Here is a 12,829-nt window from a genome sequence, read left to right on the forward strand (position 1 = left end):
CTGGTCGGTCATGACACTCACGCAAAACGCGGGCATCGAAGCCTCCCCGTACAAAGGTGCGGGGAGGCTAGCGGGCCAGCCAAAGGTCGCATCGAGGCTTCGATTTCCGCTCAAGGAACTCGGCCCGGTTGCCACGCTTGCAGTTCTCGTTCTGGTCTTCTCGCTGGCAAGCGCGCAGTTTCTGTCAGCCAGCAACCTGAAGGTCGTTCTTGAATCGAGCGCGATCCCGGTTGTCCTCGTCGTGGGCCTCTCCTTCATCCTGATCCAGGGTTCCATCGACCTGTCGATCGAAGGCGTGATGGCAGCATCGAGCATGCTGGTCTCGCTGCTCATCGCCAACTCTGTGACAGGTTTCGATCTGGGCTGGTGGGCCATTCTGGCGGGCGCCTGTCTTGGCTCAGCGTTTGGCCTGGTCAATGGTCTCGTCTACACATTTCTGCGGCTACCGTCCCTGATCGTCACACTCGCAACCTGGTTTGTCGGACTGGGTATCGCCACATTGCTCTTTCCGGGTAGGCAGCCACAAATTCTTGATGAACGGCTGACGCGTCTGGCACTGGACAAGAGCCTTGGCGTTTCCGCCCTGGTTTTTCTGGCGCTCGCGGTTGCAGTATTTGGCTGGTTTCTCCAGACCTATACCCAGTTCGGGCGAATGTCCTACGCCATCGGCCGCGACGAAAAGGCCACGAGGCAGTCAGGACAGCATGTCCGCTTTCACAAGATCCTGGCTTTCGTGCTTATGGGGCTCATGTCCGGCGTTGGCGGCGTCATGATCTCTGCGCAGCTCGCCGTCGGCAATCCCGCAGCCGGGGAGGGCTTCCTGTTCCCGGCAGTCAGTGCCGCCGTCATTGGCGGAACGCTTCTCAGTGGCGGCACGGGCGGCGTGCTCCATTCCATCATCGGGGTGTTCATTCTCGAGCTTCTGCGCAACGGCATGATCCAGCTTGGAGTCGACCCCTACCTGCGCCATGTGGCCGAGGGCCTCACCATCATCGCAGCCCTGGTCATTGGCAACTGGAGCCTTCGTGGGCGGCTGAGGATCGTGAAATGACCCCGGTTCTCGCTGCAACAAACATTGGCAAGACCTATCCGGGCGTGCGTGCCTTGCACGATGTGAGCGTAGAGTTGCGCCAGAACGAGGTTCTTGGCCTCATTGGCCAGAATGGTTCCGGCAAGTCGACGCTTCTGAAAATCCTTTCAGGCATGGAGCAGCCGACCACCGGGAAGATCCGCCTGCGTGGCGTTGATACCATCGTCCGGTCGCCGCTGGCTGCGGCGAGCATGGGCATCGGGCTGGTCCATCAGGAGCAGTCGCTAATCCCCAATCTCACGGTTGCCGAGAATATCTTTTTCGACAAGCCGTCGCCGCACCGTCGCTTCGGTATCTACAACTGGAGAGGTCTCAATCGGGAAGCTGCCCGACAGCTCGCAAAGCTTGAGTGCGATATCCCTCCCGACATCAAGGTCGACGCGCTGAGCTTTCCGGACCGGCAGATGGTCGAGTTCGCCAAGGTGCTTGCAATCGAGGAACTGATAGATCAGCCGCTTGTCATCCTGTTTGACGAACCAACGTCGCTGCTCAGCCCATCTGAGGTCGAAGATCTGTTTCGCCAGATCAGGCGACTGCGAGCGCGCGCATCGGTCGTTTTTGTATCTCACCGGATGGAAGAGGTCCTGGAAATCTCCGACCGCGTTCACGTCATGGTCAATGGCGAGAATGTCGCGGAAAGAACGCAGGACACCACGAGCCACGAGGAGCTCTACCATCTGATGGTCGGCTCCCGACGCTCCGACGACTATTATCAGGAGAGCGGTCGCGAGCCGGTCGAGGCGTTCGAGCCGCGGCTGGTGGTCGGCGGTCTCACCGCGCCGGGCAGGTTTCGCGACGTATCTCTCTCGGTCAGGTCAGGCGAGATCGTGGCCGTCACCGGTGTGGCAGGCTCGGGTGCCGAAACCTTCTGTCGTGCCATCTTCGGCGCCGAGGACGGTGTGGTTGGCAGCGTCAAGGTCGCCGGCCACGAACTGGGTTTATCGGCAATGCCCGATGCAGCGATACGCGCCGGGATCGGGTATGTCCCTGCCGAGCGGAAACTTGAGGGTGTCATAGTCGGACGCACCGTCCTCGAAAACATCGTTCTCACCTTCGGCCCGCAGATGGGACGCATTGGCCTGATCAACCGGAAAAAGGAAACGGCGCAAGCGCTTTCCTGGATGAACAGGCTCAAGGTCAAGACGCCTTCACCCGTCGAATATGTCGAGCGGTTGAGCGGGGGCAACCAGCAGAAGGTTTCTCTGGCCAAATGGCTGATGTCGGATCGTCTCCAGGTGCTCATCCTCGATCACCCGACGCGTGGCCTTGATCCTGGCGCCAAGGCCGATCTCTTCGGCGTCATGAGGGAACTCGCCCGCCAGGGGCTGGCGATTGTCTTCGTCTCGGAAACTCTCGAGGAGACGCTGGGTATGGCGGACACCGTGATCGTCATGCGTGATGGCGAAGTGTCGGCCAGATTTGAAGACCTTTGCCTGCACAAGCCAAGGCCCGAACAAATTGTCGAGGCGATGGTATGAGTGGAGATAGCCCAGAAATTCGCGCTGGCCAGGTTGGCGAACAGAACGCATCCATCAGGCGAATTGAAATTGCCCGTCGGCTCAGGTCAATCGCTGTTCCGGTGATCGCGCTTGCCGGACTGTTCTCGACCATCGCGTGGGTCCAGCCCAAACTCCTGTCGCTGCGGGCACTTGCCGGACTGACAACAGACGCCGCGCCGCTGCTCATGCTGGTCATGGGCAGTGCTGTCGTCATCCTGCTCGGCGGTATCGACCTGTCTGTCGCGACCATGGCTTCGTTTGCGGCGGTCGCCTTCGTCATGCTCAATCCGACCCTGGGGGAATTCGCTTTTGTCGCGGTGCTCGGGCTTGCCGGCCTCGTTGGTGCCCTACAGGGTTATGTTCATCACCGGGCCCAGATTCCGTCATTTGTCGTAAGCTTCGGATCGCTGGGGATGCTCTACGGGATCACCCACTTCATCTCAAACGCTACCGCTGCCCCATTGTCGCAACCATCAGCCATCATCTCCTTCTTCGGCAGCCGCACGGCCGGATTGCCGAACGGAGTGATTGTAGTTCTCATCTCGGCCGCCATCCTCGGCGCGCTGTTCCGGTTTACCCGTCTTGGCCGCGAGATCTTTGCAGTCGGCGCTTCAGAACGGGCGGCCCTCCTGTCGGGCGTCAAAACCCTGCGCGTGAAGGTGCTGGCCTTCGCTATTTCAGCGATCTGTGCATCTGTCGCCGGCCTGCTCCTGCTCGGGCAGACCGGATACAGCTCGCCTGCAATGGCGAACAACTACCTCCTTCCGGCGATCGTCGGTGTGGTGGTTGGTGGCACTGCCATTTCGGGAGGCATAGGGGGTATTGCCTGCGCCCTGGTTGGTGGACTCATCGCCGGACTGGTGCGCATCGGCACTGTCATCGTCGGGCTCAATCCCGCCTACCAGAACATCGTTTTCGGCGTGGTCATAGTCATTGCAGTCGCCATAACGATCGATCGCGAGAAGATTGGCATCATCAAGTAAAGCGTCGGAAAGAAGGGGAACACATGCCAGGACGTAAGCGGCTGCAACTGGCACTTTTCGGCGCCGGACGGATGGGCTCGATTCACGCCGCCAACATTGCCACCCATCCTCGTGCGGTGCTCGCCGCAATCGTTGATCCGAATATCGAAGGTGCCCGCGCCCTCGCGGAAACATTTCAGTCGCGCGTGCGCTCGGCAACCGACGTGTTCGACGATCCTGCCGTCGACGCTATCGTCATTGCCAGCGTCGCCTCTACGCACCCCGAATTGATTGACCAGGCGTTGGCTCGCGGCAAGGCCGTCTTCTGCGAGAAGCCACTGGCGCGTGATCTCGACACCGTTCGTTCGCTTGTTGCCGCGGTCGAGGCGGCGGGCACACCGTTCCTGCTGGCGTTCAACCGACGCTTCGACCCGGGCTTCGTGTCGCTGGCCTCGCGACTGCGCGAGGGCAAGGCAGGAGCCCCGGACCTGGTGCTGCTCACCAGCCGCGATCCCGGTCCGCCGCCGATCGACTACATCGTGGCTTCAGGCGGCATCCTTCGCGAAACCACCATTCATGACATTGACATGGCGCGATGGCTGACCGGCGAAGAACCGGATAGTGTCTATGCCGTCGGTGCGGCGCGCACGGACCCGCGGATCGCCGCGGCCGGACATGTCGACACCGTCATGGTTACGCTGACGGTGCCTTCGGGGACGCTCGTTTCGATCAACAATTCCTGGCGATCTGCCTATGGCTATGATCAGCGCGCGGAGATTCATGGAGCGGGTGGTATGCTCCAGCTCGGCAATCTTTTGTCTACCCCGGCCACTGCCTGGAACGCCGACGGCGGATCATCCGACAAGCCGCAGCCCTTCTTTCTTGAACGCTACGCAGACGCCTATCGGCGAGAGCTCGACTATTTCGTGAACCGCCTGGAGGAAGGAGGCGCCATGTCTCCTGGTGCCGCAGACGGTCTGAGAGCGCTCGAGATTGCCGAGGCAGCTGAAGAGTCCATGAGGTCGGGCCTTGCGATTAAGCTCTCCTGAACCCCACGACTTTGCCTGGAAAGCGCCGCGCCGAACCATCCAGAAGAGGCGAGGGCTATCAACCCTCCACCTCCTGCCACTGCCGCGTTGCAGCGGCTTTCACGGTTGCTTCTATGACCGCGTTGATATGAGCCGCTTCGGCAAAACTCGGCGACGCTGAAGTGTCATTCTTCTGGATTGCCTCAATAAGACGTCGGGCCGTGATCACGAATGCTTCGCCATAGCCGAGACCTTGCCCTTGCGCATACCAGAATGGCTCCGCTTCGGGATGGATGCCGCCGATCATGATACGACGGAAGCCGCTTCGATCCTTTTGCTCGGCCTCGGTGTATAGATGGATTTCATTGTTGCGCTCCCAACTGAACGACAGCGCCCCCTTGGAGCCGATCAGCGTGAAGGCGAGGTCGCTCTTGTGCCCGGTTGCGGCCCAGCATGAATGAATCGACCCCGTTGCCCCCGACCTGAATTCCACCAGTGTGGTCATCATGTCGTCGACAGTGACATTCCGCATGGCCGCTCCTTCAGCCCGCAGCGGAAAATACGTTCGCGAGGATGCCGCAACGCGGGCAATGGGACCGACCAGCGCCACGGCAATATCGGAAATGTGGGATCCGAGATCGCCTCCAGCGCCGGCGCCGGCCCGGGCGCTGTCGAACCGCCAGGCGTAGGGCAGCTCCGGGGCGTTGGCATAGTCCTGGAAGAAGTGGCCTTCGAAGTGACGCAGTTCACCGAGCTCGCCGCTCTCCACCAGCTTCCTGGCAAATTGCACCGCCGGCCAGCAGCGGTAGACGAAATTCACCATGTTGACCTTGCCAGACCGACTGGCAGCCTCTGCCATCCGTTTTGCAGAGGCAGCCGAGCTGGCCAGTGGCTTTTCGCAGAAAACATGTTTTCCGTTGGCGAAGGCGTCGCTGGCGATCTCCTCATGGCTGTCATTGGGCGTAATGATGACCACCACGTCTATGTCGTCGGCGCGGGTAATCTGCTTCCAGTCTGTCGTTGCTTCTGCCCATCCCCACCGGCGTGCACTCTCCTCCGCAAGACGTGCATCGATGTCGGCCAGGCGAACCATCTCGATCCGCGGCATGTTCGGCCAGAGGAAGCCTTCGATGTTCCGCAGTGCCAGGCTGTGGGTCTTGGCCATATAGCCGGATCCTACAATACCGAATTTCAAGCTTTTCACGTTTGGTCTCCTGGAGCTGCTCTGAGGTTCATCGGATGGAACGCCCGCCGTCGACGGGGATGGCGAGGCCGGTCATGTAGCTAGCGTCGTCGCTTGCGAGGAAAGCGACAACCGAGGCCACTTCCTCGGGCCTGCCAACCCGGCCGATAGGATGTTTCGACACAACTGCCTGGGTGGCCGCATCTGGATCCTGCGCCGCTCCCAGCCAGGATGTCACCATGCGCGTGCCGATGGCCGCCGGACAGACCGCGTTCACCCGGATCCTGTCGCGTGCAAGGTCAAGTGCAAGCGACGCCGTCAGTGTGGTTATCCCGCTCTTCGATGCGCTGTAGGCGATCATGTTCTCGGTGCCGCGGATGCCGGTGATCGAACCGACATTGACGATGGCGCCGCCTCCTGCGGCTCTCAACCGGGGGACCGCTGCGCGGCAACCAAGGAAAACGCTCGTCAGATTGGTGTCGATCATCTCATGCCACAGTTCGAGACTCGTCTCCTCGACGCCTCCGCTTGCGCGTGCCCCTGCGTTGTTCACCAGAACGTCCAGATGGCCGAACCGCTCGACTACCGTGTGGACGGCCTGTTCCCACGCATCGCATGATGTGACGTCGAGGTAGACCGAATAAGCGCCGTCCACATCTACCGATGACGGGTCACGCCTGTGCGCGGCGGCCACCTGGCCGCCCTCACGCTGGATCCTGCGTATGGTCTCCAGCCCGATGCCCGTCGATGCGCCGGTAACCATCACGACCTTGCCGTCGAAGCGCTTCATGGAGCCTCTTTGCATAGCATTTCAATTTTCATCTTCTCTTGCGCCGTTTTTTGCCTTAGAAGCGATCATCTGGCTCCCCGGAACGACAGCACAGCCTCACTCAGAACCCAAAATGCATAGCTAGTCAATATTCAGGAACGCAGAAAAATGGCTCAGACAGTCTCACTCACCGCTGCGCAGGCGGTCGTCCGTTTCCTCAAGTCGCAATATTCAGACTATGACGGACTGCAGGAACGCCTGATTGGCGGCATGTTTGGGATCTTCGGACATGGCAACGTCGCCGGCATGGGTGAGGCGCTTGAGGAGTATGGCGACGATCTGCCCTTCTACCAGGCGAAGAACGAGCAATCGATGGTTCACGCCGCCATGGGCTATGCCAAGGCAAAAAACAGGCGCGCCACGCTTGCATGCTCCGCCTCGATCGGTCCAGGCTCGACCAACATGCTCACAGGGGCGGCGACGGCCACGATCAACCGGATTCCGGTGCTCCTGCTGCCTTCTGACATCTTCGCGCACCGCAGGCCCGGGACGGTCCTTCAGCTTCTCGAACATCCGCTTGAAGCTGATCTGTCGGTCAACGATGCATTCAGGCCGCTGTCCCGGTTCTTCGACCGGATTTCGCGCCCTGAACAGCTGCTGACAGCGTTGCCGGAAGCCATGCGCATCCTCGTCGACCCGGCAAATACGGGCGCCGTCACCATTTCACTTCCGCAGGATGTCCAGGGCGAGGCGTTTTCCTGTCCGGCAGGTTTCTTCGACAGGCGCGTATGGCGTATTCGCCGGGCAAGTCCGAATGCAGACGAGATTGCTCGTGCCGCGGATCTGATCGCGCACTCCAACCGGCCTCTGATCATTGCCGGCGGGGGAGTCCGGTATGCCGCGGCCGAAGCCGAGCTTGTGGCTTTCTGCAACCGCTTCGGCATCCCTGTCATGGAAACCTTCGCCGGCAAGGGCGTTTCGCAGGGCGCATCTCTGCTTCTGGGAGGCGGCGGCACGACGGGAACGGGGGCGGCCGCGCGGGTTGGTGAAAAGGCCGATCTGGTGATTGCAATAGGCACGCGCCTCACGGATTTTACCACGGCATCCCGGTCGCATTTCAACAGCGAAACCCGCTACCTCTCGATCAACGTCAACGCACAGGATGCCTACAAGCTCGGTGCAGAGCCCATTGTCGCTGATGCCAAACTCGCCCTTGCAGCGCTTGGCGAGGCGCTGGCGGGCAGGGGCTGTGCAACCACCCACAGCTTCCGAAACGAGGTTCGTGGCGCAGTCGATACCTGGCTGGAAGACTATCGTGCATCCATCTCGCACGAGCAGGGAGCGCCTCTCAAGCAGGGAACGATCATCGCCATGGTCAACCAGGCGGCCGTGAAGGGTGATGTGGTGATTGCCGCCGCCGGCACGCCACCAGGCGAGATCATGAAGGCCTGGGATAACTCGGCCGGCAGCGAATGCTTCATCGAATTCGGCTTTTCGTGCATGGGTCACGAGATACCGGCCGGGCTGGGTGTTGCAATCGCACGGGAAAACGAGGGCACCGTGTTCGTTGTCATCGGAGACGGCACCTATCTCATGGGGCCGACCGAACTGGTGACAGCTGTCCAGGAGGGCGCTCGCCTGGTCACAGTGGTCATCGAGAACTGGGGATTCCAGTGCATCAGGGCGCTTCAGCAGGCCAGCACCGGCGCAGACAACTTCGGAAATGAATTCCGCCGCCGGTCGGCAGAGGGGCGCCAGCCCGACGGCGACTATCTCGATGTCGACTACGCGGCAAACGCGCGATCGATGGGTTGCGCGGTGTTTTCCGCTTCCGATCCAGACGGCCTTGCCGAAGCGCTCGCGCAGGCAAGGACAGTCGAAGGTCCCGCCGTGATCGTGGTGAAGGCCGAGAAACGGGGCGGTTCGATCGGAGCCGGCCTGTGGTGGGAGGTCGGCGTCGCTGAAGTTTCCGGCCTGGAACGGGTCCGTGAGGCGCGCAGGCGCTACGAGACGGGTCGCGCCAAGCAGAAGACGCTGGCCTGACGCGAAGGTACCGATGTCCCAGCTGATCGAAGTGCTGCCGGTACAGATGGAGCTTGGCGAGTGCCCTTTGTGGGACCACCGCCGGAACCGTCTCTACTGGGTAGACATCATACGCTGCACGCTTTTCGAGCTTGACTGGCTGTCTCGCGCGATGCGCACCTGGCCGCTGCCGGCGCTGGGCGGCGGCCTGGCGCTGCTCGGCGCTGATGAAATCCTGGTCGCGGCGCAGACCGGCCTTTTCCGCTTCAGTCCTGCCACCGGGCAGTACCAATATTTTCTGCACCCTGAAGTGGGCATGCCGACAAACCGGCTGAACGAAGGCAAGGCGGACCCTGCCGGCAATTTCTGGATCGGGTCGATGTCGACCCTAGGCCGTCGGCCCGAAGGCAGCCTCTACCGGGTCTCCCCCGCCGGCCAGATCAGCCGGATGCTGTCTGGAATTCACGTTCCCAACGCCCTGGTCTTCCTTCCTGGTGACGAGGTCATTTTTGCCGACAGCCATATGAAGCTGATCTGGTGCTACCATCTCGATCCGCACAGCGGAGAATTTGCCGGGCGCCAGGTGTTTGCTGACGACACCGCACTGGCATCGATACCGGACGGCGCGGTCGCCGACAGAGAGGGCAACATCTGGAACGCCAAGTTCGGCGGCGGGCGGATCGCCGTCTACCGGGGGCAGGGGCGGCTTGCAGACGAGCTGCTCCTGCCAGCCATGCAGGTAACATCCTGCGCGTTCTGCGGGCCCGATCTCGATTACCTCGCGGTGACAACAGCCAAGCGGCTGCTCGACGATGAACAGCGACGAGCCCAGACCGAGGCCGGCAACCTGTTCATCTTCAGGCCGGGTGCAACCGGTCTGCGGGAGCCGGTTAGCCGGATCTGACCGGAGCGGTCGGAGGGGATCGGACATCCGCCGCCAATTTCCGATGCGACGAATCTGCGGAAGCCGGGGTCAGCGGATACCCCGCCTTACGCCGTCTTCCGCAGCATCAACATTGGCAGCGTCGACGATGGCCGGGCCGGTGTAGATGTCGTCAGCCATCGTGAAGCCCTGCGCCACATGCAGCCACATCTGCTGCACCGACAGATAACCCTGCAGATATTGCTGGCTGTCGATCGTGGCGACAATGTCGCCAGACCGGATGCCATCGATCTGCGGCTGGGCAACATCGAACGTCATGTGGGCCCACTGACGTTCGTGGGGGACCAGTTTGCGGGCGTCAATGACCGCCTGTGCTCCTGGAGGACCAAGTGTGAGCACAGCGTCCACGCCGGCATTTTCGGTCAGGTATTCCGCGACAGCCCGCGCACAGGCTTCCGCATCACCGCCAGGCACGCGCAGCCGGTCTGACCTCAGGCCCTGTGCCTCGAAGGCCTGTTCGAAACCCTGATAGCGATCGGAATGGCAGATGTGGTCATACAGGTAGTGATCAACGCACATGCCGCTTTTCGGAGAGAGTTTTCCGATCAGGTAGTTGCCGGCCAGACGGCCCGCATTGGTATCATCGCCGCCAATGTAAAACAGATAAGGAATGCGTTCGCCTTGCGGCCGAGGGTCCCTGGCGTTGATTGCTATGACCGGTATGCCCCGCTGGATGACGGCACGAAGTGGCGCGTCGACCGCCTCCACGCGCGGGATTGTGGAGATGATGCCATCCGGCTGCGCATGCATGGCTCCCTCGATAAGGCCTGCCTGGATCTCGGGCGAGAATTTGCCCGGTCTCAGGTGCTCGACATCGACGTCGTAGCGCTCCGCAGCGTCCATGAGCCCCCTGCGGAAGACGTCCCAGAACACGTCGCCGAGGATGTCGTGCGTGATCGCGTAGAACTTCAGGCGTTTAGGCCGCATGCCGGGGAAACCACAAATGCATAGCTATTCACTTGTCCTTGTGCTACATGCCTGCCACTTGAAAATCAATCGAAAAGTTGACCCATGCGCAAGTACCGGATCGTCATTGTGGGAACCGGAAGAATAGCTGCCGTGCACGCCCGCTCCGTTCACCGCAGTCCGTGGCTGGAGCTCGCTGGCTTCGTCGATGCCCTTGCACCGGGCAGTCTGCCGTCAGACTGGGGCCTGCCCTGCTTTCCCACGCTGGGCGAGGCCGCAGGGGCAGTAGTGCCCGACGCTATCGTCATCGCCTCACCGACAGACACCCATGTCAGTTATCTGGCGATGGCCGTCGATCTCGGTCTGCCGGCGCTCTGTGAAAAGCCCGTCGCCCGTGATCGCCGCTCCATCGAGGCGGCAATTGACCTCGTGGGCAGATCCGGCCTGCCAGTCATACTGGGATTTCACAGGCGCTTCGATCCCATGCGGCGTGAGGTCCGGAACCGGATCGCGGCCGGCGGCATAGGTAAGATCGAACATATCCTCCAGCTAAGCCGCGATATTTCCCTGCCGGATCGAACCGTCACGGCGCATCAGGGCGGAATCGTCGCTGATATGGTGGTCCATGACCTTGACGAACTCCTCTGGCTGGTAGGACGCCAGCCTGACCGCGTTCACGCCCGCCTGGACAGGAACGTCGATGCCGGCCTCGCCGGGATCGGCGACCATGACACCGCATCGCTGCAGCTGGAATGGGATGATGGTCCGGTAGGTCATATCTCGGCGACCCGCCGGGCCGTGCATGGTTTCGAACAGCGGCTTGAGGTCTTCGGGGCCGCCGGCCGTCTCGTCTGTGATGATCCCAGGGTCAGCTGCGTCCGCCAGGATTCGGCTGACGGCACATTGCTGGACCGTCGCGATACAGGCTTCCAGGAGCGCTATCGCGATGCCTATCAGGCCGAGGTTGACCATCTCGCGGATATTCTGCGATGCGGCGGCGAGCCCGTGTGCAGCCTCGGGGACGGCCTCAGAGCCTTCGACCTGGTGGAGCGGGTGGTCGAGAGCGCACGATGAAGGTCAGATCTGCCATCGGCTCGATCGGCGGCCAGCCCCCATGCTCTTTCCGCAACTGCGAACATGACATTGTCGATGGCGCACATTGTCGCTAACCTGCCTCCTAGTGCATTGCAATTCAGAGGCGGAGTCTGGTGTGCGGCAGGATGATGAAAACGGCAGCAAGCAGCCGACGTTGCTAGATGCGGCAGCCGGTCCGGATGGCCGCGGCAGGCTGCAGCCGTCTTCGATCGACGTGGCACGTCTGGCCGGAGTGTCGCAGTCGGCGGTATCGCGTGCCTTTACCCCAGGGGCCAGCGTCAGCAAGAAGACGCGCGAGAAAGTGATCGCGGCAGCGCGTGAGCTTGGCTACCAGCCAAGCATCCTTCCTCGCATCCTTGTGACGCATCGCTCGCAGCTGATCGCCATCGTCATTGGCGGAATGTACAATCCCTACTATGCTAACATCTTCGAGCAGTTCACCCGCCAGTTTCAGGCGCAGGGCTATCAGGTGCTGGTGTTCTTCGTCGATCATAACGAGTACTTCGACGCAGCCATTCCCCTGATCATGCGCTATCGCGTTGACGGTATCATCTCGGCGCTATCCATCATGTCCAAAGACGCTGCCGACGAGTGCGCCCAGATGCGTATTCCCATCGTCCTGCTCAATGGACGGCAACAGAACAAGTGGGTATCTGCCGTCTGCTGCGACAATGTCGAGGGCGGCAGGCTGATTGCAAATCTCCTGTTCCAGAAGGGCGGAACGCGATTCGCCTACATCGCCGGCAACGAAACACTGGCCAATACCGATCGCGAGCAGGGATTTGTCGGGCGCCTGAAAGAGCTGGGTGTCGAGGATGTCGAGATCGTAAAGGGCAATTTTCACTACGAGGGCGGCTATGAAGCCGCCCGTACCCTGTTTGCGGGCGAGAGCCCGCCGGACGCGGTGTTCTGCGCAAACGATCTGACTGCCATTGGGGCAATGGAATGCGCCCGCGTCGAGTACGGCCTGCGCATTCCCGAAGACGTCATGATTGCCGGCTTTGACGATGCGACGTTTTCGAGCTGGCCGTCCTATTCATTGACCACAATCCGCCAGAATGGAGCGGAAATGGTTGACGCAGCCATCGCCGCGCTCAAGCAGCGCTGGCAGGAGGGCACTGCCGGCGGCGGCAAATTGCGCCTCGTTCCCGGAACGCTTTGCGAGCGAGAATCAACCGCACGCTAGCCCGGACATCTGCCAATTTCCGCAGGTTCACTCGTTTCTGTCCGACGTGGCCTCGTGATCATCGCAGCCGGCACCCCGATAGTGGCAATTCCTGCATGCATTTCAGGTTCTGACTTGACTTTGCATAGCTATTCATATTTTAAGAT

11 protein-coding genes are annotated in these 12,829 nt (G+C 61.2%); 8 read left to right on the forward strand and 3 right to left on the reverse strand.

Going from position 1 to position 12,829, the window contains the following annotated elements; translation table 11 throughout:
* The first annotated feature begins 10 nt into the window (after nucleotides 1-10).
* The 4 genes from E5X88_RS06420 to iolG are packed head-to-tail and all read left to right on the forward strand — an operon-like array spanning nucleotide 11 to nucleotide 4,600.
* Nucleotides 11-1,051 (forward strand): ABC transporter permease, encoded by a 1,041-nt coding sequence (locus tag E5X88_RS06420; RefSeq protein WP_292159378.1) that lies wholly within the window; start codon nucleotides 11-13, stop codon nucleotides 1,049-1,051.
* Nucleotides 1,048-2,568 carry a sugar ABC transporter ATP-binding protein gene (locus E5X88_RS06425; RefSeq protein ID WP_292159381.1) on the forward strand — a complete coding sequence of 507 codons (1,521 nt, stop codon included), beginning with the start codon at nucleotides 1,048-1,050 and terminating at the stop codon, nucleotides 2,566-2,568. Before E5X88_RS06420 ends, E5X88_RS06425 begins: the two co-directional genes overlap by 4 nt.
* Nucleotides 2,565-3,572, forward strand: a complete 1,008-nt coding sequence (locus E5X88_RS06430; RefSeq protein WP_292159383.1) for an ABC transporter permease — start codon at nucleotides 2,565-2,567, stop codon at nucleotides 3,570-3,572. The genes E5X88_RS06425 and E5X88_RS06430 overlap by 4 nt, the downstream gene beginning before the upstream one ends.
* Nucleotides 3,573-3,595: 23 nt before the next feature.
* The gene (iolG, locus tag E5X88_RS06435) at nucleotides 3,596-4,600 is read left to right on the forward strand and encodes an inositol 2-dehydrogenase (protein WP_292159385.1); all 1,005 of its coding nucleotides are present in this window, start codon (nucleotides 3,596-3,598) and stop codon (nucleotides 4,598-4,600) included.
* Between the two features lie 58 nt (nucleotides 4,601-4,658).
* Here iolG and E5X88_RS06440 read toward each other — a convergent pair whose 3' ends face one another.
* A complete protein-coding gene (locus tag E5X88_RS06440) occupies nucleotides 4,659-5,783 on the reverse strand; it encodes a Gfo/Idh/MocA family oxidoreductase (protein ID WP_120018733.1) in 1,125 nt (374 codons plus the stop codon).
* A 28-nt stretch (nucleotides 5,784-5,811) separates the two neighbouring features.
* Nucleotides 5,812-6,552: an SDR family NAD(P)-dependent oxidoreductase gene (locus tag E5X88_RS06445; RefSeq protein WP_292159388.1), complete on the reverse strand. Its 741-nt coding sequence runs from the start codon at nucleotides 6,550-6,552 to the stop codon at nucleotides 5,812-5,814.
* A 147-nt stretch (nucleotides 6,553-6,699) separates the two neighbouring features.
* On the opposite strand from E5X88_RS06445, the gene iolD reads away from it, so the two are divergent.
* On the forward strand, nucleotides 6,700-8,574 hold the full coding sequence (gene iolD, locus E5X88_RS06450) for a 3D-(3,5/4)-trihydroxycyclohexane-1,2-dione acylhydrolase (decyclizing) (protein WP_292159389.1): 1,875 nt from the start codon (nucleotides 6,700-6,702) through the stop codon (nucleotides 8,572-8,574).
* A 13-nt stretch (nucleotides 8,575-8,587) separates the two neighbouring features.
* Nucleotides 8,588-9,457 carry an SMP-30/gluconolactonase/LRE family protein gene (locus tag E5X88_RS06455; protein WP_292159391.1) on the forward strand — a complete coding sequence of 290 codons (870 nt, stop codon included), beginning with the start codon at nucleotides 8,588-8,590 and terminating at the stop codon, nucleotides 9,455-9,457.
* Nucleotides 9,458-9,526: 69 nt separating this feature from the next.
* Here E5X88_RS06455 and E5X88_RS06460 read toward each other — a convergent pair whose 3' ends face one another.
* A complete protein-coding gene (locus E5X88_RS06460; protein WP_292159392.1) occupies nucleotides 9,527-10,423 on the reverse strand; it encodes a sugar ABC transporter substrate-binding protein in 897 nt (298 codons plus the stop codon).
* 84 nt (nucleotides 10,424-10,507) lie between these two features.
* Between E5X88_RS06460 and E5X88_RS06465 the strand changes: the two genes are divergently transcribed.
* A complete protein-coding gene (locus tag E5X88_RS06465) occupies nucleotides 10,508-11,476 on the forward strand; it encodes a Gfo/Idh/MocA family oxidoreductase (RefSeq protein ID WP_292159393.1) in 969 nt (322 codons plus the stop codon).
* Between the two features lie 136 nt (nucleotides 11,477-11,612).
* Nucleotides 11,613-12,683, forward strand: a complete 1,071-nt coding sequence (locus tag E5X88_RS06470; RefSeq protein ID WP_292159394.1) for a LacI family DNA-binding transcriptional regulator — start codon at nucleotides 11,613-11,615, stop codon at nucleotides 12,681-12,683.
* Nucleotides 12,684-12,829: the final 146 nt, after the last annotated feature.

It is taken from the genome of Mesorhizobium sp. (assembly GCF_004962245.1).
GTDB lineage: Bacteria > Pseudomonadota > Alphaproteobacteria > Rhizobiales > Rhizobiaceae > Mesorhizobium.